This is a genomic window from Shigella sp. FJ200513, from assembly GCF_040495915.1.
In the GTDB taxonomy this organism is placed as follows: domain Bacteria; phylum Pseudomonadota; class Gammaproteobacteria; order Enterobacterales; family Enterobacteriaceae; genus ECMA0423.
Map to the genome: position 1 here is coordinate 38,014 of NZ_JBDYCV010000005.1, position 22,032 is coordinate 60,045.

Below are 22,032 nucleotides of genomic sequence, written 5' to 3' on the forward strand. Positions count from 1 at the left end.
CCGTGAACAGACGTAATTTTATTAAAGCAGCCTCCTGCGGGGCATTGCTGACGGGCGCGCTGCCGTCTGTCAGTCATGCGGCTGCTGAAAACCGCCCGCCAATTCCGGGATCGCTGGGGATGTTGTACGACTCGACCTTGTGCGTAGGCTGCCAGGCTTGCGTCACCAAGTGTCAGGATATCAACTTCCCTGAACGTAACCCGCAAGGGGAACAGACCTGGTCGAACAACGACAAACTGTCGCCGTATACCAATAACATCATTCAGGTGTGGACCAGCGGCACAGGGGTCAACAAAGACCAGGAGGAGAACGGCTACGCGTACATTAAGAAACAGTGTATGCACTGCGTCGATCCGAACTGTGTCTCTGTGTGCCCGGTCTCTGCACTGAAAAAAGATCCGAAAACCGGCATTGTCCATTACGACAAAGACGTGTGCACCGGTTGCCGTTACTGCATGGTCGCCTGTCCGTACAACGTGCCGAAGTACGACTACAACAACCCGTTTGGTGCGCTGCATAAGTGCGAGCTGTGCAACCAGAAAGGTGTGGAACGTCTCGATAAAGGCGGTCTGCCTGGCTGCGTAGAAGTGTGCCCGGCGGGCGCGGTGATTTTCGGTACGCGTGAAGAGCTGATGGCGGAGGCGAAAAAACGTCTGGCGCTGAAGCCTGGCAGCGAATACCACTATCCGCGTCAGACGCTGAAATCTGGCGACACTTACCTGCATACGGTGCCGAAATATTATCCGCATCTGTACGGCGAGAAAGAGGGCGGCGGTACTCAGGTTCTGGTACTGACGGGTGTGCCTTATGAAAATCTCGACCTGCCGAAACTGGACGATCTTTCTACCGGTGCGCGTTCCGAAAATATTCAACACACCCTGTATAAAGGCATGATGCTACCACTGGCTGTGCTGGCGGGCTTAACCGTGCTGGTTCGTCGCAACACCAAAAACGACCATCACGACGGAGGAGACGATCATGAGTCATGATCCACAACCGCTGGGCGGCAAAATCATCAGTAAACCGGTCATGATTTTTGGACCGTTAATCGTCATCTGTATGCTCCTGATTGTGAAGCGTCTGGTGTTCGGTCTGGGCTCTGTCTCTGACCTGAACGGCGGCTTCCCGTGGGGCGTGTGGATCGCGTTTGACCTGCTGATTGGCACCGGCTTTGCCTGTGGCGGCTGGGCGCTGGCGTGGGCGGTATACGTCTTTAACCGTGGGCAATACCATCCGCTGGTGCGTCCGGCGCTGTTGGCGAGTCTGTTTGGTTACTCACTGGGTGGCTTGTCGATCACTATCGACGTGGGTCGCTACTGGAACCTGCCGTACTTCTACATTCCGGGTCACTTCAACGTGAACTCGGTACTGTTCGAGACGGCGGTCTGTATGACCATCTACATCGGCGTGATGGCTCTGGAGTTTGCTCCGGCACTGTTTGAACGTCTGGGCTGGAAGGTGTCGCTACAACGTCTGAACAAGGTGATGTTCTTCATCATCGCGCTCGGTGCGCTGCTGCCGACCATGCACCAGTCTTCAATGGGGTCGCTGATGATCTCGGCGGGCTACAAGGTGCATCCGCTCTGGCAGAGCTATGAAATGTTGCCGCTGTTCTCGCTGCTGACGGCGTTCATCATGGGCTTCTCGATTGTCATCTTTGAAGGTTCACTGGTGCAGGCGGGTCTGCGTGGCAACGGTCCGGATGAAAAGAGCCTGTTCGTCAAGCTGACCAACACCATCAGTGTGTTGCTGGCGATTTTCATCGGGCTGCGCTTTGGCGAGCTTATCTATCGCGACAAGCTGTCGTTAGCGTTTGCCGGTGACTTCTACTCCGTGATGTTCTGGATTGAAGTCCTGCTGATGCTCTTCCCGCTGGTCGTTCTGCGTGTGGCGAAGCTGCGTAATGATTCCCGTATGCTGTTCCTGTCAGCACTGAGCGCACTGTTAGGTTGTGCAACCTGGCGTCTGACCTATTCGTTGGTGGCATTCAACCCGGGCGGCGGTTACGCCTACTTCCCGACCTGGGAAGAACTGTTGATTTCTATTGGTTTTGTGGCTATTGAGATTTGCGCTTACATCGTACTCATTCGTCTACTGCCGATACTTCCTCCTTTAAAACAAAACGATCATAATCGTCATGAGGCGAGCAAAGCATGAGCCAGAGAATTACTATTGATCCGGTAACCCGTATTGAGGGGCATTTACGCATCGATTGCGAAATCGAAAATGGCGTCGTTTCGAAAGCATGGGCTTCCGGTACCATGTGGCGCGGCATGGAAGAGATCGTGAAAAACCGCGATCCGCGCGATGCATGGATGATTGTGCAACGTATCTGTGGCGTATGTACTACCACTCACGCGCTGTCTTCCGTTCGTGCGGCAGAAAGTGCGCTGAATATCGACGTTCCGGTTAACGCGCAATACATCCGTAACATCATTCTGGCTGCGCACACCACGCATGACCATATCGTTCATTTCTATCAGCTTTCGGCGCTGGACTGGGTGGACATCACTTCTGCACTGCAAGCTGACCCAACCAAAGCCTCCGAAATGCTGAAAGGCGTTTCGACCTGGCATCTGAACAGTCCGGAAGAGTTCACTAAAGTTCAGAACAAGATCAAAGATCTGGTTGCCAGCGGTCAGTTGGGTATTTTCGCCAATGGCTACTGGGGTCACCCGGCGATGAAACTGCCGCCGGAAGTGAACCTGATTGCGGTAGCGCACTACCTGCAGGCGCTGGAGTGCCAGCGTGACGCTAACCGCGTCGTGGCGCTGCTGGGCGGTAAAACGCCGCACATTCAGAACCTGGCTGTGGGTGGTGTCGCGAACCCAATCAACCTCGACGGGTTGGGCGTGTTGAACCTTGAGCGCCTGATGTACATCAAGTCTTTCATCGACAAACTGAGCGACTTTGTTGAGCAGGTTTATAAGGTTGATACCGCGGTTATCGCCGCGTTCTACCCGGAATGGCTGACGCGCGGTAAAGGTGCGGTGAACTACCTGAGCGTGCCGGAATTCCCGACCGACAGCAAAAACGGCAGCTTCCTGTTCCCGGGAGGCTACATTGAGAATGCGGATCTGTCCTCGTATCGTCCGATCACTTCTCATTCCGATGAATACCTGATCAAAGGCATTCAGGAAAGCGCGAAGCACTCCTGGTATAAAGACGAAGCGCCACAGGCGCCGTGGGAAGGTACCACCATTCCGGCTTATGATGGTTGGTCTGACGACGGGAAATATTCCTGGGTGAAATCACCGACTTTCTACGGCAAAACGGTAGAAGTGGGTCCGCTGGCTAATATGCTGGTGAAACTGGCGGCAGGTCGCGAATCTACCCAGAACAAACTGAATGAAATCGTTGCGATTTATCAGAAACTGACTGGCAACACGCTGGAAGTGGCACAGCTGCACTCCACGCTGGGCCGTATTATTGGTCGTACCGTTCACTGCTGTGAATTGCAGGATATCCTGCAAAACCAATACAGTGCACTGATCACCAATATCGGCAAAGGCGATCACACCACCTTTGTGAAGCCGAACATTCCGGCAACGGGTGAGTTCAAAGGTGTTGGCTTCCTCGAAGCGCCGCGCGGTATGCTCTCTCACTGGATGGTTATTAAAGACGGTATCATCAGCAACTACCAGGCGGTTGTTCCATCAACCTGGAACTCTGGTCCGCGTAACTTCAATGATGACGTCGGTCCTTACGAGCAGTCGCTGGTGGGTACACCGGTTGCCGATCCGAATAAACCGCTGGAAGTGGTGCGTACCATTCACTCCTTCGACCCGTGCATGGCCTGTGCGGTACACGTAGTGGATGCCGACGGCAACGAAGTGGTTTCAGTGAAGGTTCTGTAATGCGTATTTTAGTCTTAGGGGTCGGCAATATTTTGCTGACCGATGAAGCCATCGGCGTGCGGATTGTCGAAGCGTTAGAGCAACGATACATTCTGCCGGATTATGTTGAGATCCTCGATGGCGGCACGGCGGGAATGGAGCTGCTTGGCGACATGGCAAATCGCGATCATCTGATTATTGCGGATGCCATTGTGTCGAAAAAGAACACTCCGGGAACGATGATGATCCTGCGGGATGAAGAAGTTCCGGCGTTGTTTACCAACAAAATCTCTCCGCATCAGCTTGGCCTGGCCGACGTATTGTCGGCCCTGCGCTTCACCGGTGAGTTTCCGAAAAAGCTGACCCTGGTCGGCGTGATCCCGGAATCGCTGGAGCCACACATCGGCTTAACGCCGACGGTTGAAGCAATGATTGAACCTGCGCTTGAGCAGGTTCTGGCTGCGCTGCGCGAATCAGGCGTGGAAGCCATCCCACGGGAGGCGATTCATGACTGAAGAGATAGCAGGTTTCCAGACCTCCCCGAAGGCGCAAGTACAGGCAGCGTTTGAAGAAATTGCCCGGCGTTCGATGCACGATCTCTCTTTTCTGCATCCTTCAATGCCGGTGTATGTTTCTGATTTTACGCTGTTCGAAGGTCAGTGGACGGGGTGTGTGATCACCCCGTGGATGCTGAGTGCAGTTATCTTCCCCGGCCCGGATCAACTCTGGCCGCTGCGCAAAGTGAGTGAAAAAATTGGTCTGCAACTGCCGTATGGCACCATGACCTTTACCGTTGGCGAACTGGACGGTGTTTCGCAATACCTCTCCTGTTCGCTGATGTCGCCGCTTTCGCACAGCATGTCGATTGAAGAAGGCCAACGCCTGACGGATGACTGCGCACGAATGATCCTTTCGTTGCCAGTCACCAATCCGGATGTACCACACGCAGGGCGTCGCGCCCTGCTGTTTGGCCGCAGGAGGGGCGAAAATGCATGAGTTGTCGCTTTGCCAGAGCGCCGTTGAAATTATCCAACGGCAGGCGGAGCAGCACGATGTTAAGCGCGTCACCGCCGTGTGGCTGGAAATTGGCGCGCTCTCCTGCGTTGAGGAGAGCGCCGTCCGTTTTAGTTTTGAAATTGTCTGCCACGGAACGGTGGCGCAAGGGTGCGATTTACATATCGTCTATAAACCCGCCCAGGCCTGGTGCTGGGATTGCAGCCAGGTGGTGGAGATTCATCAGCACGATGCGCAGTGTCCGCTCTGTCACGGCGAGCGGTTGCGTGTCGATACCGGCGATTCGCTGATCGTCAAAAGTATTGAAGTTGAATAAGACTGAGGACAACGCCTAAAAAGCGCACGGACGGTCCCCTCGCCCCTCCGGGGAGAGGGTTAGGGTGAGAGGGAACACCCGCTAAAGGTTCTTTTTCGCGTTTGTCCGGCAATCGAAATAACCGGAGTTAACAATGTGTATTGGCGTTCCAGGCCAGGTGCTGGCTGTCGGTGAAGATATTCACCAGCTTGCGCAGGTTGAAGTATGTGGTATCAAGCGCGACGTGAATATCGCCCTGATTTGCGAAGGTAACCCTGCCGATCTGCTGGGCCAGTGGGTGCTGGTACACGTCGGATTTGCCATGAGCATCATCGACGAAGATGAAGCCAAAGCCACATTAGACGCACTGCGCCAAATGGATTACGACATTACCAGCGCGTGATGATTAGCTTTTGTAGGCCTGATAAGACGCGGCAGCGTCGCATCAGGCATTGTGCACGATTGCCGGATGCGGCGTGAACGCCTTATCCGGCCTGGATGGCTTGCTGCGACGAACACCAACCCTTACCCCTGACGCTTATCTTCTGTATTTGTCTCAAAATCACTGGCGTCATGGCGCTCATGCAACTGCTCGTTCAGCGGCCCGTTGGTGCGGTTAACAATACGCCCACGTTTCACTGCCGGACGTTCGCCCACTTCTTTCGCCCAGCGTTGCACATGTTTATAACTTCCCGCATCCAGAAACTCTGCGGCATCATACACGCCGCCGAGCACCACGTTGCCAAACCACGGCCAAATCGCCATATCCGCAATGGTGTACTCATCGCCCGCAACAAACTTATGCTGCGCCAGTTGCTTATCCAGCACGTCGAGCAGGCGCTTGGCTTCCATGGTAAAGCGGTTGATGGCGTACTCAATTTTCACCGGCGCGTAATGGTAAAAGTGACCAAAACCACCGCCGAGGAACGGCGCGGCACCCTGTAACCAGAACAGCCAGTTCAACGTTTCAGTCCGTTTTGCCAGATCCTGCGGCAGGAAGTAGCCAAATTTCTCCGCCAGATAAAGCAGGATCGAACCAGATTCAAACACGCGGATCGGCGGATTATGCGTATGATCGCGCAGCGCCGGGATCTTCGAGTTTGGGTTCACTTCGACAAAGCCGCTGGAGAATTGATCGCCATCGCCAATACGAATCAGCCAGGCGTCGTACTCTGCACCAGTAACGCCCAGCGCCAGTAGCTCCTCAAGCATAATCGTTACTTTCTGACCGTTCGGCGTTCCCAGCGAATAAAGTTGCAATGGATGTTTGCCAACGGGCAGCGTTTTTTCATGCGTCGGACCAGAAAACGGGCGATTGATATTGGCGAACGCGCCGCCAGCGGATTTATCCCACGTCCAGACTTTCGCGGGCTGATAAGTATTGTCTGTCATAGTGAGTTGCCTTCTGAGTGGTAGTGTTGAAGCAGTGTAGCAGGTCACTTGCTGTACAGAATGTGAATTTTTTAACCCTTTGCGCCAGCCGCTGCGATGAGGTGTATGATTAGTCTGACCTCTGTCCGGTTAATGTCGCTGAGCAGGTAATCAGAGCACAACAATTACGCCAACTGCTTAGGTTGTATTGTTAAAGGTAAAGTGATGAGCAAAGGAACGACCAGCCAGGATGCCCCGTTCGGGACATTATTGGGCTACGCCCCAGGTGGGGTAGCAATCTACTCTTCAGATTACAGTTCTCTCGATCCGCAGGAATACGAAGATGACGCCGTATTCCGTAGCTATATCGACGACGAATATATGGGCCACAAGTGGCAATGCGTTGAATTTGCTCGCCGTTTTCTCTTTCTGAATTACGGTGTGGTCTTTACTGACGTGGGTATGGCGTGGGAGATTTTCTCGCTGCGCTTCCTGCGAGAAGTGGTTAATGACAACATCCTGCCATTGCAGGCATTTCCTAACGGCTCGCCGCGTGCGCCGGTCGCGGGTGCGCTTCTTATCTGGGATAAAGGCGGTGAATTTAAAGACACTGGCCATGTCGCCATCATTACCCAATTGCATGGCAACAAAGTCCGTATTGCGGAACAGAACGTGATTCATTCCCCGTTGCCGCAAGGGCAACAGTGGACGCGCGAGCTGGAGATGGTGGTCGAAAACGGCTGCTATACCCTTAAAGACACTTTTGATGACACCACCATTCTGGGCTGGATGATCCAGACGGAAGATACTGAATACAGCTTACCGCAGCCGGAAATTGCAGGCGAGCTGCTGAAAATCAGTGGAGCGCGTCTGGAAAACAAAGGCCAGTTTGACGGTAAATGGCTGGATGAAAAAGATCCGCTACAAAACGCCTATGTGCAGGCCAACGGTCAGGTGATCAATCAGGATCCGTATCATTACTACACCATTACCGAGAGTGCCGAGCAGGAGCTAATTAAAGCCACCAACGAGCTGCATCTGATGTATCTTCACGCAACCGACAAGGTGCTGAAAGATGACAACCTGCTGGCGCTGTTCGACATTCCGAAAATCCTCTGGCCACGTTTGCGTCTCTCCTGGCAGCGTCGCCGTCACCATATGATCACTGGTCGTATGGATTTCTGCATGGATGAGCGTGGCCTGAAGGTTTACGAATACAACGCCGACTCCGCCTCCTGTCATACCGAAGCGGGCTTGATCCTCGAACGTTGGGCGGAGCAGGGCTATAAAGGCAACGGCTTCAATCCGGCGGAAGGGCTGATTAACGAACTGGCTGGTGCCTGGAAACACAGTCGTGCACGTCCGTTTGTCCATATCATGCAGGACAAAGATATCGAGGAAAACTATCACGCGCAGTTTATGGAGCAGGCGCTGCACCAGGCGGGCTTTGAAACGCGTATCTTGCGCGGGCTGGATGAACTGGGCTGGGATGCTGCCGGGCAACTGATTGATGGGGAAGGGCGACTGGTTAACTGCGTGTGGAAAACCTGGGCGTGGGAAACCGCGTTTGATCAGATTCGTGAAGTTAGCGACCGTGAGTTTGCTGCGGTGCCAATCCGTACCGGTCATCCGCAAAACGAAGTGCGTCTTATCGACGTATTGCTGCGCCCGGAAGTGCTGGTCTTTGAGCCGCTGTGGACGGTGATCCCCGGCAACAAAGCGATTCTGCCGATCCTCTGGTCGCTGTTCCCGCACCATCGTTACCTGCTGGATACCGATTTCACTGTTAATGATGAATTGGTGAAAACAGGTTACGCAGTGAAACCGATCGCCGGTCGCTGTGGTAGCAATATCGACCTGGTCAGCCATCATGAAGAGGTGCTGGACAAAACCAGCGGTAAATTTGCCGAGCAGAAAAACATCTATCAGCAACTGTGGTGTTTGCCGAAAGTGGACGGTAAATACATTCAGGTATGTACCTTCACCGTTGGCGGCAACTACGGTGGGACGTGTTTGCGCGGTGATGAATCACTGGTCATCAAAAAAGAGAGTGATATTGAACCGTTAATTGTGGTGAAAAAGTAATACATGTTGTAGCAACCCCGTACTGATTATGAAGAATAATTAGTACGGGGATTAATCAAAATATTCAATATTTATATATTCCAATATTTATTCATTTCATATGTGAATATATTAACCAGTGGAATACCTGTGTTTTGATTATTTCTAAAGGTTTTGAATGAATGCTTATTGTCTGATACACAAGAAATAACACTCTTTTTATCGTTAAAAAATGATATTTCACTTTGCCCATGCCGTTAAAGTCACTGATAATGCGTCCGTTCGTAAATTCAAAATGGCGTAATCTAATATATGCTAAATTTATTTGTTGGCCTTGATATATATACGGGGCTTTTGTTATTACTTGCTCTGGCATTTGTGTTGTTCTACGAAGCAATCAATGGTTTTCATGACACGGCGAATGCGGTGGCAACCGTTATTTATACTCGTGCCATGCAGCCACAACTTGCTGTGGTGATGGCGGCATTTTTTAACTTTTTTGGCGTGTTATTGGGCGGACTTAGCGTTGCCTATGCCATTGTCCATATGTTACCAATCGATTTGTTGCTGAATATGGGGTCAACTCACGGTTTGGCGATGGTCTTTTCCATGCTGCTGGCGGCGATTATCTGGAACCTGGGAACGTGGTTCTTTGGTTTACCGGCCTCCAGTTCGCACACCTTGATTGGTGCGATTATCGGCATCGGTTTAACCAACGCGCTGTTAACCGGCTCATCGGTGATGGATGCGTTAAACCTGCGTGAAGTAACCAAAATTTTCTCCTCGCTGATTGTTTCCCCTATCGTCGGCCTGGTCATTGCGGGTGGTCTGATTTTCCTGCTGCGCCGTTTCTGGAGTGGGACGAAAAAGCGTGACCGTATTCACCGCATTCCGGAAGATCGCAAAAAGAAAAAGGGCAAACGTAAACCGCCATTCTGGACGCGTATTGCGCTGATTGTTTCCGCTGCGGGCGTGGCGTTTTCGCACGGCGCGAACGACGGGCAGAAAGGGATCGGCCTGGTAATGCTGGTACTGGTGGGGATTGCCCCTGCTGGCTTCGTCGTCAATATGAATGCGTCCGGCTATGAAATTACCCGTACCCGCGATGCCGTTACCAACTTCGAACACTACCTGCAACAGCATCCTGAACTGCCGCAGAAGTTGATTGCGATGGAACCTCCATTGCCTGCAGCATCGACTGATGGCACGCAAGTAACAGAGTTTCACTGTCATCCGGCAAATACCTTTGATGCGATTGCGCGCGTTAAAACGATGCTGCCAGGCAATATGGAAAGTTACGAGCCGTTAAGCGTGAGTCAGCGCAGCCAGCTGCGCCGCATTATGCTGTGCATCTCCGATACCTCCGCGAAGCTGGCGAAACTGCCAGGCGTCAGTAAAGAAGACCAGAACCTGCTGAAAAAACTGCGCAGCGATATGTTAAGCACCATTGAGTACGCTCCGGTGTGGATCATCATGGCGGTAGCACTGGCGCTCGGCATTGGCACCATGATTGGCTGGCGTCGTGTAGCGATGACCATCGGTGAGAAGATTGGTAAGCGCGGCATGACGTATGCGCAAGGCATGGCGGCACAAATGACGGCGGCAGTGTCTATCGGCCTTGCCAGTTATATTGGGATGCCTGTCTCCACAACACACGTCCTCTCGTCTGCGGTAGCAGGGACGATGGTGGTGGACGGCGGTGGGTTACAGCGTAAAACGGTAACCAGCATCCTGATGGCGTGGGTGTTTACTTTACCGGCGGCAATTTTTCTTTCTGGTGGGCTGTACTGGATAGCATTGCAGTTGATTTAACCTTCCTGAAAATGCCCGGTCCTGGCGATCGGGCATTTCCATTTTTGACTAGTGATAACCACGCGCGGTCATAAAATCCGTAATCGCTTTTTCTGCATCAACCAACACCTGTTCCAGTGGCTGATTGGCATCGATATCAACCAGTTGTGCACCACCAAAGGTTAACTGTGGCGTTATGGCAATCTTCCTCGCCAGCGATTCCCGTTTATGGTCGGGTTTACGTGCACAGGCAACTTCAAGGTCAACATTGAGTTTGATGACCAGATCAGGCTTATGGCTCGCCATCCAGTGAAACGCTTTACGTTCCTGGCTTGCCAGCCATGAGACAAAACGACCACCTTCAACGTTAGGTGGGAACACCGTACCATCGTAAGCGCCAGGAATTTGGTCCTGAGGATAACGGTCGGTTAGAACAATTAACCCGCGACGACGACAGGCAAGCATATGACGAAAGCGCAGTAAGCGACGGGCGACAAACGCTGTAATTACCAGCGCCGGAACTGGTCCAGGCAATTTTTTTGCTGTTTTCACCTGATTTCGTTCAATTGTTTTATGTAAGGATTTTCCCATCAAAGGTAATTTTGTCACTGCACGACCGACATTTCCGGCCTGTTTTCCTAAATGAACTCTTTCGGCAGCACCATATTTTTCGACAACGGTAATAAGATGTTCACACACCGTTGACTTGCCTGAAGCATCGCTACCAATAACGGCAATTAATGGAGGTGTTATTGACTGCATGAATATATCCTTTAATTTAAATATCCATTAAAAATATTTATTTGGTTAATATGTTTTTATGAAAGCGTAATTCAGGTCAATGTCACAATTAGTCATTGTCACAATAAGGTTGAACGGATATTCTGAGCACGGACCACGTAATATTCAATACATTATTTACTGCCGGGTTTTTCGTGAATCAACGTAATATGTCAATAATTAATTCCACGCCAGTGCGTGTTATTGCCATTGTAGGATGTGATGGTTCAGGTAAATCGACCCTCACGGCAAGCCTGGTAAATGAACTGGCAGCAAGAATGCCAACAGAACACATTTATCTCGGGCAATCGTCCGGGCGAATTGGCGAATGGATTTCACAGCTCCCTGTTATTGGCGCACCTTGTGGGTGTTATCTGCGAAGTAAAGCGGCACATGTACACGAAAAGCCCTTAACTCCGCCTGGCAATATTACTGCGCTGGTTATCTATCTGCTTTCCTGCTGGCGGGCGTACAAGTTTCGCAAAATGTTGTGTAAAAGCCAGCAAGGCTATCTGCTCATCACCGACCGCTACCCGCAGGTTGAAGTGCCGGGTTTTCGCTTTGATGGCCCGCAATTGGCAAAAACCACGGGCGGTAACGGTTGGATAAAAATGTTAAGGCAGCGCGAGTTGAAGCTGTACCAATGGATGGCGTCTTATTTACCCGTATTGTTGATTCGTCTTGGCATTGATGAACAAACCGCGTTTGCGCGTAAACCTGACCACCAACTGGCAGCGTTACAGGAAAAAATCGCCGTTACGCCGCAACTGACATTCAATGGCGCCAAGATCCTTGAACTGGATGGTCGGCAACCAGCCGATGAAATTATGCAAGCGTCACTACGCGCAATTCACGCCGCGCTTTCCTGATCACCAAAATGGATAGGGGATGATTTAACGAATGGATGCACTACAAACACAAACTGTTAATAGTACAACCGCGCCGCAGCCCAACTACATTCCGGGGCTGATTGCGGTGGTCGGGTGTGATGGCACCGGTAAATCCACGCTGACCACCGACCTGGTGAAATCGCTGCAACAACACTGGCAAACCGAGCGCCGCTATCTGGGGCTGCTCTCCGGCGAAGACGGCGACAAAATCAAACGATTGCCGTTGGTTGGCGTCTGGCTGGAACGGCGATTGGCGGCCAAATCCTCGAAAACCCAAAGCATGAAAACCAAATCTCCGGCGCTATGGGCGGCGGTGATTATGTACTGCTTCTCGCTGCGAAGAATGGCGAATCTACGCAAGGTTCAGCGACTGGCGCAAAGTGGCGTTCTGGTGGTCAGCGATCGCTTCCCGCAGGCTGAAATTTCGGGCTTTTATTATGACGGACCGGGGATCGGCGTCGAACGTGCGACCGGGAAAATCAGCATGTTTCTGGCGCAGCGCGAACGGAGTTTATACCAAAAAATGGCGCAATACCGTCCTGAATTAATCATTCGTTTGGGGATTGATATTGATACTGCCATCTCCCGCAAGCCTGACCATGAGTATGCCGAGCTGCAGGACAAAATCGGCGTCATGTCGACGATTGGCTATAACGGCACAAAAATTCTTGAGATTGATTCCAGAGCGCCCTACAGCGAAGTGCTGGAACAGGTACAGAAGGCGGTTTCTCTGGTTGCCATCGTTTCTGACCGCCGAAGTTTAACTTAAGGCTGGCGGGATATTTTTTACTATCAACGATAAGGTCAGGCTGAATTGGCGGGTTTTAACATCAAACATTGGTTTGCAGATGGCGCGTTTCGCACCATTATTCGCAATAGCGCCTGGTTAGGCTCCAGTAATGTCGAGAGCGCCTTGCTGGGGCTGTTGGCGCTCTCGTGTGCCGGTAAAGGGATGACGCCCGCCATGTTTGGTGTACTGGTGATTGTGCAATCGTACGCCAAGTCGATCAGCGATTTTATTAAGTTTCAGACATGGCAGCTGGTGGTTCAGTACGGAACGCCAGCCTTGACCAACAATAATCCGCAGCAATTTCGCAATGTCGTCTCATTTTCCTTCTCGCTGGATATCGTCAGCGGCGCGGTGGCGATTGTCGGCGGCATTGCCTTACTGCCATTCCTTTCCCATTCATTAGGTCTGGATGACCAAAGCTTTTGGCTGGCGGCGCTGTATTGCACGCTCATTCCTTCAATGGCTTCCTCCACGCCGACCGGCATTCTGCGTGCGGTAGATCGCTTTGATTTGATTGCTGTACAGCAGGCGACGAAACCTTTTCTGCGCGCAGCGGGGAGCGTCGCAGCCTGGTATTTTGACTTTGGTTTTGTGGGTTTTGTTATTGCCTGGTACGTGTCGAATCTGGTTGGCGGCACCATGTACTGGTGGTTTGCCGCGCGCGAATTACGCCGTAGAAATATCCATAACGCCTTCAAATTGAATCTGTTTGAGTCTGCCCGACACATTAAAGGCGCGTGGAGTTTTGTCTGGTCAACCAACATTGCCCACTCCATCTGGTCGGCGCGTAACTCGTGCAGCACAGTGTTGGTGGGGATCGTGTTAGGACCCGCTGCCGCCGGGTTATTTAAAATCGCCATGACATTCTTCGACGCCGCCGGAACGCCAGCGGGTTTGCTGGGTAAAAGTTTTTACCCAGAGGTGATGCGTTTAGATCCGCGCACCACCAGACCGTGGTTGTTAGGTGTGAAGTCCGGTTTACTGGCGGGCGGAATCGGTATTCTGGTGGCGCTCGCGGTGTTGATCGTCGGCAAGCCGCTCATTTCGCTGGTGTTTGGCGTTAAGTATCTCGAAGCGTATGACCTGATTCAGGTGATGCTGGGCGCAATTGTGATTTCGATGCTGGGCTTCCCGCAGGAGTCATTGCTATTGATGGCGGGAAAACAGCGCGCTTTTCTCGTGGCGCAAACCATCGCCTCAATCGGCTACATCGTATTGCTGTTCATGTTCTGTCATCTGTTTGGTGTGCTGGGAGCAGCGTTTGCTTACTTCGGTGGGCAATGTCTGGACGTGGCGCTCTCGTTAATTCCAACCTTAAAGGCATTTTTTCAGCGCCATTCCTTGCTTTATAACGCAGCCGGAGAGAAATCCTGATGATGAGAAAATATTTCCCGCTTGAGGCGAGCGAGCGTCTATTTGTTGCGATTGAAGAAGATGATGTCGTTGATGCACAGGTTAGTTTGCCGCCGACTATTGCACTAAGTTGTACCACCGAAATCATTCATGATAATTACGCGTTATGCCTGCAATTCTGGCTCAATGGCGTTGATCGTCAGGAATTACTGCGTTTAGTTCGCAAACAAGCCAAAGGCGATGAGCTGACTGCTGATGAGCGCAAACAATTTAAATACATGCGAGCGCGCTACAAGCACCTGCGTTTTGCGCAACGGCTGTATTTAAAGAAGCATCAGGCCGGATTTTTATTCGGCAAAACGACCGTTTTTCTGGGGCGTTTTCAGGACGGCTTTCGTAACGGTAAGAAAAATATTGTGTCGTATTACGGCAACCTGTTACGGATTTATTTAAGCTCTCCGGTCTGGTCGTTGGTGAACTATTCATTACGCCATAGCCAGTTAGAAAGCGTAAGCAGTTTTATTGCCTATCGGCAAAAGCAAATGCATACCCTGAAAGAGATTATTGCCAAACCGCGACTAACCGGCAGGGAATTTCATGATGTGCGAAAAATCATCAGCCAGCAGGTTTCTTATTACGACACCTTAAGATCGCTTGATCCTGAAAATAAAGAGGCGTTACAGATTTCCCGTTTCCTCGCCGCCATTAATGGCCTGATGGGAGATAAACACGACGACATGGTGGCGGATGATATGGAAAACCGCCAGTCGTATTATGCACCGTTGGCGCTGGATAGCGATATTTGTCAGCGCTTAGAGCTGCTGATTTCGCGTTTTCCGCTATAGCCGGAGCAATGATGTCATCTCGTTTGATTATTGCGTTGATTATCATGCTCTTAGCCCCGGGTGTGCAGGCACACAATTTCGTCACTGGCAAAACGGTTACCCCTGTTTATATCCAGGAAGGCGGCGAGCTGCTTCTGAATAGCGACGACGAAATTCACTACCAAAAGTGGAACAGCACACAATTAGCGGGAAAAGTCCGCATTATTCAGTATATCGCCGGGCGTAAGTCGGCGAAGAAAAAGAACTCACTGTTAATTAAAGCGGTTGAAGCGGCAAACTTTCCGCAGGATCGTTTTCAGCCCACCACCATTGTGAACACCGATGATGCCATCTTTGGTACTGGCTATTTTGTTGTTGGCAAAATCGAAAAAAATAAACGCCGCTATCCGTGGGCGCAATTCGTTATTGACGGCAATGGACAGGGACGCGTTGCCTGGCGCTTGCCGGAGCAGAGTTCAACCATTCTGGTGCTGAATAAAGCCGGGCAAATTCAGTGGGCAAAGGACGGCAGCCTGACGCCGGAAGAGGTAGATCATGTCATTGCGTTGGCGCAGAAACTGATCAATGAATAAAAAACTCAAAGGATTGAGGGCGTTAGTGAGATGAAGCTGGTTGAACACTACATCATGCGTGGTACGCGCCGTCTGGTGCTGATTATCGTCGGTTTTCTGATCTTTATTTTCGCCAGCTACTCCGCACAGCGTTATCTGACCGAAGCGGCAAATGGGACATTAGCTCTTGATGTTGTGCTGGATATCGTTTTCTACAAAGTACTGATTGCACTGGAGATGTTGTTACCTGTTGGTCTGTATGTGTCAGTTGGCGTGACGCTAGGGCAGATGTATACCGACTCGGAAATTACCGCTATCTCTGCGGCGGGGGGCAGTCCGGGACGCTTGTACAAAGCCGTTCTTTATCTGGCGATACCGCTAAGTATTTTTGTCACCCTTCTGTCGATGTATGGTCGTCCGTGGGCTTATGCGCAGATTTATCAACTGGAGCAGCAGTCGCAGTCGGAGCTGGATGTTCGCCAGTTGCGGGCAAAGAAATTTAACACTAACGATAACGGACGAATGATCCTTTCGCAGACGGTTGATCAGGATAATAATCGCCTGACTGACGCGCTGATTTATACTTCTACTGCCAATCGAACCCGTATTTTCCGCGCCGGTTCGGTTGATGTGGTTGACCCATCACCCGAGAAACCGACCGTTATGTTGCACAACGGCACTGCCTATCTTCTCGATCATCAGGGGCGTGACGACAACGAACAGATCTACCGTAATCTGCAATTACATCTGAATCCGCTGGATCAAAGCCCGAACGTCAAACGCAAAGCGAAATCGGTCACGGAGCTGGCGCGCTCCGCCTTTCCTGCCGATCATGCCGAACTGCAATGGCGACAAAGCCGTGGCCTGACCGCATTGTTGATGGCGCTGCTGGCCATTTCATTAAGTCGGGTAAAACCGCGGCAAGGGCGATTTTCAACGTTATTGCCACTGACGTTGCTGTTTATTGCCATTTTTTATGGCGGCGACGTCTGCCGTACACTGGTGGCTAACGGCGCGATTCCCCTCATTCCTGGTTTGTGGTTAGTGCCCGGACTCATGCTAATGGGCCTGCTGATACTGGTCGCACGTGACTTCTCTTTGCTGCAGAAATTTTCCCGATGAATGTTTTCAGTCGCTATTTAATCCGTCATCTCTTTCTCGGTTTTGCCGCCGCTGCAGGGCTATTGCTGCCGCTTTTTACCACCTTCAACCTGATTAACGAACTGGATGGTGTCAGCCCGGGCGGTTATCGCTGGACTCAGGCGGTGCTGGTGGTGCTAATGACCTTACCGCGCACACTGGTCGAACTTTCGCCGTTTATCGCGTTATTGGGTGGTATTGTTGGACTGGGGCAGTTATCGAAAAACAGTGAGCTTACCGCCATTCGCAGCACGGGGTTTTCTATCTTCCGTATTGCACTGGTGGCGCTGGTTGCCGGGATATTGTGGACTGTTTCGTTAGGCGCGATAGATGAGTGGGTGGCGTCGCCATTGCAGCAACAGGCGTTGCAAATCAAATCGACCGCCACCGCGTTGGGGGAGGACGATGACATTACCGGCAATATGCTGTGGGCCAGGCGTGGTAATGAATTTGTGACGGTGAAATCGCTGAACGAGCAGGGCCAGCCGGTGGGCGTGGAGATATTTCATTATCGCGACGATCTCTCGCTTGAATCCTACATTTATGCACGCAGTGCCACCATTGAAGACGACAAAACGTGGGTCCTGCATGGTGTGAATCATAAAAAATGGCTGAATGGCAAAGAAACGCTGGAAACATTAGATAATCTTGCCTGGCAATCGGCCTTCACCAGTATGAATCTTGAAGAGTTATCAATGCCGGGGAATACTTTTTCTGTCCGTCAGCTTAATCATTACATCCATTATTTGCAGGAAACCGGGCAACCCAGCAGCGAATACCACCTTGCACTGTGGGAAAAACTGGGGCAACCCATCCTGACCCTGGCGATGATTTTGCTGGCTGTGCCGTTTACCTTTAGTGCCCCGCGTTCGCCTGGGATGGGTAGCCGTCTCGCTGTAGGCGTCATCGTGGGCTTACTCACCTGGATCAGCTATCAAATCATGGTTAATCTGGGATTGCTATTTGCGTTAAGCGCACCTGTTACCGCGCTCGGTTTACCGGTAGCGTTTGTGTTGGTGGCGTTGAGCCTGGTGTATTGGTATGACAGACAACATTAAACCCGCCGTGGCGCAAACACCACGGCGGGCTCACATTACTGCTTCAGAGTAGCAAATGCCTGAATGATGGCATCGATTTGCTCACGACTGTGGGCAGCATTTACGCTACAGCGCAGCAGCGTGATGCCTGCAGGCGCGGCAGGCGGCAGGATAAGATTCACATACACGCCCGGCGAGATAAGCTCGCGCCAGATGCGTAAACCTTCCTCTTTCGAACCGATTATTACTGGCACTACCGGGCTAATATGTGAACTTAACTCATAACCCAGTTTTTGCAGACCGTCATACAGATGGTTGGCGTTATCCATCAGCTTTTGCCGCAGCTCTGGTTGTGTGGCAATAGTTCTTAACGACGAGCGCACGGTCGCAATGCAGGACGGAGAAGGAGAGGCGGTAAAAATATACGGGCGGCTGCCGTAGCGCAGCACTTCCATCGCTTCCGAAACGACAGCAAAACCGCCAATCGAGGCCAGACTTTTACTGAAAGTACCAACGATAATATCCACATCATCTTCAACGCCGACAGCTTCAGCCAGTCCGCGCCCCGTTGCGCCTAACACGCCAAACGAATGCGCTTCATCGACAATCAAATAACCACCGAGACGACGTTTGATATCAACAATTTCCGCCAGCGGCGCAACGTCACCGAGCATGCTGTAGATGCCCTCAACGATGATAATCGCCTCTTTCGCCCGTTCACCGAGGCGAACCATGCGCCGTTCCAGATCTTTAGCATCGTTATGGCGGAAACGAATAATTTCCGCGCCACCGAGAGAACAGACGTCATAAATACTGGCGTGGCTGTCGGCATCCAGTAACACCACGGCGTTATGGTCGGCAAGTGCGCTGATGACGCCTAAATTAGCGGTATAACCGGTTGAAAAACGATAGCGGTAGGGCGATTGAAAAACTCGGCAATCTCTTTCTCTAACGCCAGGTGCGGCGCATAACTGCCGTTTGCCATACGAGAACCGGTGGTGCCGGTGCCTTGGGCCGCTAACGCGGCCTGACCTTCGCTGATGGCATCATGATTAAAGGTTAAACCGAGATAATTATTGGTCCCGGCCAGAATCACTTTTTTATTGCCGATCCGGCCTTCGGTGGCGGAATACACTTCATCAATACAGGTGCCAAACGGTGTTAACCCGTTGTCACTAAATTGCAGACGCTCGCCAGCAAGGCGCGCATATTTATCGTATAGCCCCATTATTTATTCTCCAGCCATGGAAGTAGAGTTTCCATTAATTGCGCAGGGGTTTTGACATCCAGCAGAATATTAATAGGAATGGAAATATCGAATCTGTCTTCCAGCATCATTAAGAGATCCATCACTTTGATCGACTCCAGGCCAAGATCGTTGACGAGATCGCTGTCGGGCTTAATTTCCACACCGTTTTCGACCAAATCCTGTAAACAGGAAAGGATGTAATCCATTACTATTTCACGATTTACCATAGAAACGTTAACACACCTTTAAAACAAGACAATCAAAATAGCCCGTTGCGTAATGCGTGTTCCAGGCTAATCCCGGGAAACCAATTGATATCTTCAGAAATACGGTTATTACTTGCCGACCAGTCGGCGTGGGTTAATTCACGAATTTTCGAGCGGGTCAGCATAGGTTCTTTACCTGCCAGGCGACTCAACGCGGTACTGATATCCGCAAGGCCTGTGAGTACCGGCAGAGGAATGTCAACCATTCGCACGGAACCACAACGGGCTTTGGCGGCAAGCTGTCGTACGCGTTGCCAGTCATAGCCACCGGCGACGCCATCGCATAATTCATAGGTTTGCGTCTGTACAGTTTCGGCGCTTAACCACTGACCCACTGCTTGCGCAAAATCGGTGACGTGAAGAAAAGAGAGTTGTGTATCTGGCGCACCAAGTCGTGGCAGCAGGCCGCGTAGCATCCAGTCAAACAGCGGTTTTAACTCTTTATCGCCGGGACCATACACGGCTGTCGGGCGAAAAACGCCCAGCGTAATTTCGTCCGCCATTGCTGCCAGTCGTTGCTCGGCGACGTATTTGGATTTTGCATACCAGGAGAGCTCGGGATGGCGCGCCGCCAGCGAAGAGATAAACAGAAAACGTTGGCAAAAGCCGCTCTCTTTTGCTGCTTGCATCAGGCGCAGGCTGCCGTCAACGTTACAGCGGGTGAAAATCTCTTCTTTGTGCCCGCGCACTTGCCCGGCGCAATGGACCACTACGCTGGCTCCGGCAACCAGCTCGCTAAGTGAATGAGTATCTTCCAGCGAACCGCGCACCCAGGTGAGATTATCATTGACGTGAGCGCGGGCAGTACGCGTCAATGCGCGAACGTGAAAGCCGCGGGCGAGCAGGTTATCGATAATATATTTACCGATAAACCCGGTAGCGCCCGTCACCGCGACAGTTTGATTTATGCCAGGGATTCCTGCACATTAAGACTGGCAGCATAAGCCTTCTGATAACGTTTTTTCGCTTCCGCACGGGCAGGCTTGCCGGAGGACGTTCGGGGAATACTGTGGGGCGGCAACAGATCGATAGCCGCGGTCACGCCAAATTCGCTTTGGATCCGTGCCGCCAGCGCGTGGATAAGCTGCCCGCGACGTTCTTCGTCGCTGATCCGACACTGGATCTGCAAAATGATTTTTTCCTGGGCGGTAACAAAAGCAATCGCATCGCCAGAATGAATTTCCGGTTCCTGTTCCGCTATATATTCAATATCCTGCGGCCAGATATTACGGCCACGAATAATAATCAGATCTTTAATGCGTCCGGTGACATACAGATAACCGTCCAGCAGATAACCGAGGTCGCCGGTGTCTAACCAGCCCGTCGCGGCAATCTCGTCTTGCGAAACCTGGTCGCCAAAGTAACCGCTCATCAGACTGGGACCGGAGATGCAAATATGGCCTACCACACGTTCCGCGACCGGCATACCTGCTTCATTGCGGATTTCAATACCATGTTCCGGCAACGCTTTGCCGCAGTTGACGAAAGTCGATACGGCGCGTGTCTCTGCACCCGGCGCGACGGCTTTACCCTGATATTCGAGGATGTCGCGATCCACTTCGTTAACCACAACCCCGGAGGCTTCATCAGAGAAGCTGACAGCCAGCGCATTTTCTGCCAGTCCGTAGCACGGCATGAAAGTTTTATTGTCAAAGTTAACCTGACGGAAACATTCAGCGAATTGATGGAGTTGTTCTGCGGAGATCGGCTCAGCACCAATACCAGCGACGCGCCAGCAGGAAAGATCCAGTTCAGCGAGATCTTTTTCATTCACGCGGCGTTGGCACAATTCATAGCCAAACGGCGGCGCAACGGAAACGGTGCCGCGATTTTTACTGATCAATTTAAGCCATTGCAAAGGACGCATGGCAAAATCCTGAGTGCGCAAATAATCTACTGAAAGTTGCGTGGCGACGGGGGGCAGGAGAAAGCCGACCAGTCCCATATCATGGTAGAAAGGCTGCCAGGAGACGCAGCGGTCGCTAGGGCGTAATTTAATGCCATCGTGGCTTATAGCACGTAGATTAGCCATCACTTCGCGATGGGTGATAATGACGCCACGGGGAAAACGGGTGCTGCCGGAGGTGTACTGGAGGTAGGCGATATCGTTCGGAACTGGACGCTGGAGCGCAACATCGGCTTCCGGTAATGCCTTAAACCAAGCGTGGCTTAAAACATGTAATTCGGGGTTGTTATGCGTCGCGGCATTGACCAGTGGCAACCACTCATCACCAGTGATAATGGCTGCGGGCTGGCAACTTGCCAGTAAACCCTGGAGTTTGGCGCTCCAGGAATCCCGCTGACCGACGCCCATTGGAATCGCCAACGGGACGGCGACTAAGCCAGCATACTGACAGGCAAAAAAAGCCTCTACAAACCCGCTACTCGTTTCGGCAATCAGCGCCACGCGTTCGCCTTTTTTCAGGTTCAGCGATAACAACCGCTTCGCACCAGCTTCGGCACGCGTTTTTAATGTCTGATATTCCAGTTGATCTTCAAGTTGGCAACGTCTGTCATAAAAATTCATTCCGGCTCTACTCAGAGCGGCGTAGTCCAAAGCATCAACCAGCGTTGGAAAATCGGCATAGCGCATAGGTAGGGAATGCGTAAAGATTTTATTAGACATATACACCACGAAAAAATTGGATATCAAAAATAAAATGACAATAATGCGGTGGATTATATAGGCATAAAAGATAAATGAGATAGTATTTTCATCGGTGTGAAAATGAACATTGATTTAAATAATGAGTTTAAGTT

Annotated in this window: 21 protein-coding genes and 1 pseudogene; 16 read left to right on the forward strand and 6 right to left on the reverse strand. The window is 51.5% G+C overall.

The features are described from left to right. Positions 1-2: 2 nt before the first annotated feature. The 7 genes from hybA (at position 3) to hybG (ending at position 5,548) form a co-directional block, all read left to right on the forward strand. Positions 3-989 (forward strand): hydrogenase 2 operon protein HybA, encoded by a 987-nt coding sequence (gene hybA, locus ABZJ92_RS02295; protein ID WP_001081870.1) that lies wholly within the window; start codon positions 3-5, stop codon positions 987-989. Continuing rightward, the gene (gene hybB, locus ABZJ92_RS02300) at positions 979-2,157 is read left to right on the forward strand and encodes a Ni/Fe-hydrogenase cytochrome b subunit (RefSeq protein WP_000017699.1); all 1,179 of its coding nucleotides are present in this window, start codon (positions 979-981) and stop codon (positions 2,155-2,157) included. The genes hybA and hybB overlap by 11 nt, the downstream gene beginning before the upstream one ends. Beyond that, on the forward strand, positions 2,154-3,857 hold the full coding sequence (gene hybC, locus ABZJ92_RS02305; RefSeq protein WP_000083065.1) for a hydrogenase 2 large subunit: 1,704 nt from the start codon (positions 2,154-2,156) through the stop codon (positions 3,855-3,857). The genes hybB and hybC overlap by 4 nt, the downstream gene beginning before the upstream one ends. Then, positions 3,857-4,351: a HyaD/HybD family hydrogenase maturation endopeptidase gene (locus tag ABZJ92_RS02310; RefSeq protein ID WP_001221946.1), complete on the forward strand. Its 495-nt coding sequence runs from the start codon at positions 3,857-3,859 to the stop codon at positions 4,349-4,351. Before hybC ends, ABZJ92_RS02310 begins: the two co-directional genes overlap by 1 nt. Then, complete coding sequence (hybE, locus tag ABZJ92_RS02315; protein ID WP_000134012.1) at positions 4,344-4,832, forward strand: hydrogenase-2 assembly chaperone; 489 nt, start codon at positions 4,344-4,346, stop codon at positions 4,830-4,832. The genes ABZJ92_RS02310 and hybE overlap by 8 nt, the downstream gene beginning before the upstream one ends. Next, entirely contained in the window at positions 4,825-5,166 is a 342-nt protein-coding gene (gene hypA / locus ABZJ92_RS02320) for a hydrogenase maturation nickel metallochaperone HypA (RefSeq protein WP_000544953.1), read from the forward strand. Before hybE ends, hypA begins: the two co-directional genes overlap by 8 nt. A gap of 133 nt (positions 5,167-5,299) precedes the next feature. Next, complete coding sequence (hybG, locus tag ABZJ92_RS02325; RefSeq protein ID WP_000334896.1) at positions 5,300-5,548, forward strand: hydrogenase maturation factor HybG; 249 nt, start codon at positions 5,300-5,302, stop codon at positions 5,546-5,548. Between the two features lie 122 nt (positions 5,549-5,670). Here the strand turns inward: hybG and yghU are convergent, their stop codons facing one another. Then, positions 5,671-6,537 (reverse strand): glutathione-dependent disulfide-bond oxidoreductase, encoded by an 867-nt coding sequence (gene yghU, locus ABZJ92_RS02335; protein ID WP_005051894.1) that lies wholly within the window; start codon positions 6,535-6,537, stop codon positions 5,671-5,673. A 204-nt stretch (positions 6,538-6,741) separates the two neighbouring features. Between yghU and gss the strand changes: the two genes are divergently transcribed. Next, positions 6,742-8,601 (forward strand): bifunctional glutathionylspermidine amidase/synthase, encoded by a 1,860-nt coding sequence (gene gss / locus ABZJ92_RS02340; protein ID WP_001297309.1) that lies wholly within the window; start codon positions 6,742-6,744, stop codon positions 8,599-8,601. A gap of 291 nt (positions 8,602-8,892) precedes the next feature. Next, a complete protein-coding gene (gene pitB, locus ABZJ92_RS02345) occupies positions 8,893-10,392 on the forward strand; it encodes an inorganic phosphate transporter PitB (RefSeq protein WP_000933263.1) in 1,500 nt (499 codons plus the stop codon). 48 nt (positions 10,393-10,440) lie between these two features. Here the strand turns inward: pitB and ABZJ92_RS02350 are convergent, their stop codons facing one another. Then, positions 10,441-11,133, reverse strand: coding sequence for a dTMP kinase (locus ABZJ92_RS02350; protein ID WP_001190753.1), 693 nt, complete (start codon positions 11,131-11,133; stop codon positions 10,441-10,443). 173 nt (positions 11,134-11,306) lie between these two features. On the opposite strand from ABZJ92_RS02350, the gene ABZJ92_RS02355 reads away from it, so the two are divergent. From ABZJ92_RS02355 to lptG, 7 genes are read left to right on the forward strand one after another with little or no spacing between them, the layout of a single operon-like run. Continuing rightward, a complete protein-coding gene (locus tag ABZJ92_RS02355; protein ID WP_001076235.1) occupies positions 11,307-12,020 on the forward strand; it encodes a dTMP kinase in 714 nt (237 codons plus the stop codon). A 31-nt stretch (positions 12,021-12,051) separates the two neighbouring features. Then, complete coding sequence (locus ABZJ92_RS02360) at positions 12,052-12,810, forward strand: nucleoside/nucleotide kinase family protein (protein WP_000339534.1); 759 nt, start codon at positions 12,052-12,054, stop codon at positions 12,808-12,810. A gap of 45 nt (positions 12,811-12,855) precedes the next feature. Further along, positions 12,856-14,205: a lipopolysaccharide biosynthesis protein gene (locus ABZJ92_RS02365; RefSeq protein ID WP_000896846.1), complete on the forward strand. Its 1,350-nt coding sequence runs from the start codon at positions 12,856-12,858 to the stop codon at positions 14,203-14,205. Beyond that, the gene (locus ABZJ92_RS02370; RefSeq protein ID WP_000984979.1) at positions 14,205-15,029 is read left to right on the forward strand and encodes a hypothetical protein; all 825 of its coding nucleotides are present in this window, start codon (positions 14,205-14,207) and stop codon (positions 15,027-15,029) included. Before ABZJ92_RS02365 ends, ABZJ92_RS02370 begins: the two co-directional genes overlap by 1 nt. An 11-nt stretch (positions 15,030-15,040) precedes the next feature. Then, a complete protein-coding gene (locus ABZJ92_RS02375; RefSeq protein ID WP_001298770.1) occupies positions 15,041-15,601 on the forward strand; it encodes a YtfJ family protein in 561 nt (186 codons plus the stop codon). 30 nt (positions 15,602-15,631) lie between these two features. Next, positions 15,632-16,702 carry an LPS export ABC transporter permease LptF gene (gene lptF / locus ABZJ92_RS02380; RefSeq protein ID WP_000779635.1) on the forward strand — a complete coding sequence of 357 codons (1,071 nt, stop codon included), beginning with the start codon at positions 15,632-15,634 and terminating at the stop codon, positions 16,700-16,702. After that, positions 16,699-17,778, forward strand: coding sequence for an LPS export ABC transporter permease LptG (gene lptG / locus ABZJ92_RS02385; RefSeq protein WP_001100481.1), 1,080 nt, complete (start codon positions 16,699-16,701; stop codon positions 17,776-17,778). The genes lptF and lptG overlap by 4 nt, the downstream gene beginning before the upstream one ends. Before the next feature lie 35 nt (positions 17,779-17,813). On the opposite strand, the pseudogene spt reads toward lptG, so the two are convergent. The 4 genes and pseudogenes from spt to ABZJ92_RS02405 form a co-directional block, all read right to left on the reverse strand. Next, positions 17,814-18,985 (reverse strand): annotated as a pseudogene (spt, locus tag ABZJ92_RS02390) (serine palmitoyltransferase). Beyond that, positions 18,985-19,233: an acyl carrier protein gene (locus ABZJ92_RS02395; protein ID WP_000248097.1), complete on the reverse strand. Its 249-nt coding sequence runs from the start codon at positions 19,231-19,233 to the stop codon at positions 18,985-18,987. Before ABZJ92_RS02395 ends, spt begins: the two are co-directional and overlap by 1 nt. Positions 19,234-19,265: 32 nt before the next feature. Further along, on the reverse strand, positions 19,266-20,180 hold the full coding sequence (locus tag ABZJ92_RS02400) for an NAD-dependent epimerase/dehydratase family protein (RefSeq protein ID WP_001077169.1): 915 nt from the start codon (positions 20,178-20,180) through the stop codon (positions 19,266-19,268). Beyond that, on the reverse strand, positions 20,177-21,865 hold the full coding sequence (locus ABZJ92_RS02405) for a fatty acyl-AMP ligase (protein WP_005051889.1): 1,689 nt from the start codon (positions 21,863-21,865) through the stop codon (positions 20,177-20,179). The genes ABZJ92_RS02400 and ABZJ92_RS02405 overlap by 4 nt, the downstream gene beginning before the upstream one ends. Between the last annotated feature and the right edge of the window lie 167 nt (positions 21,866-22,032).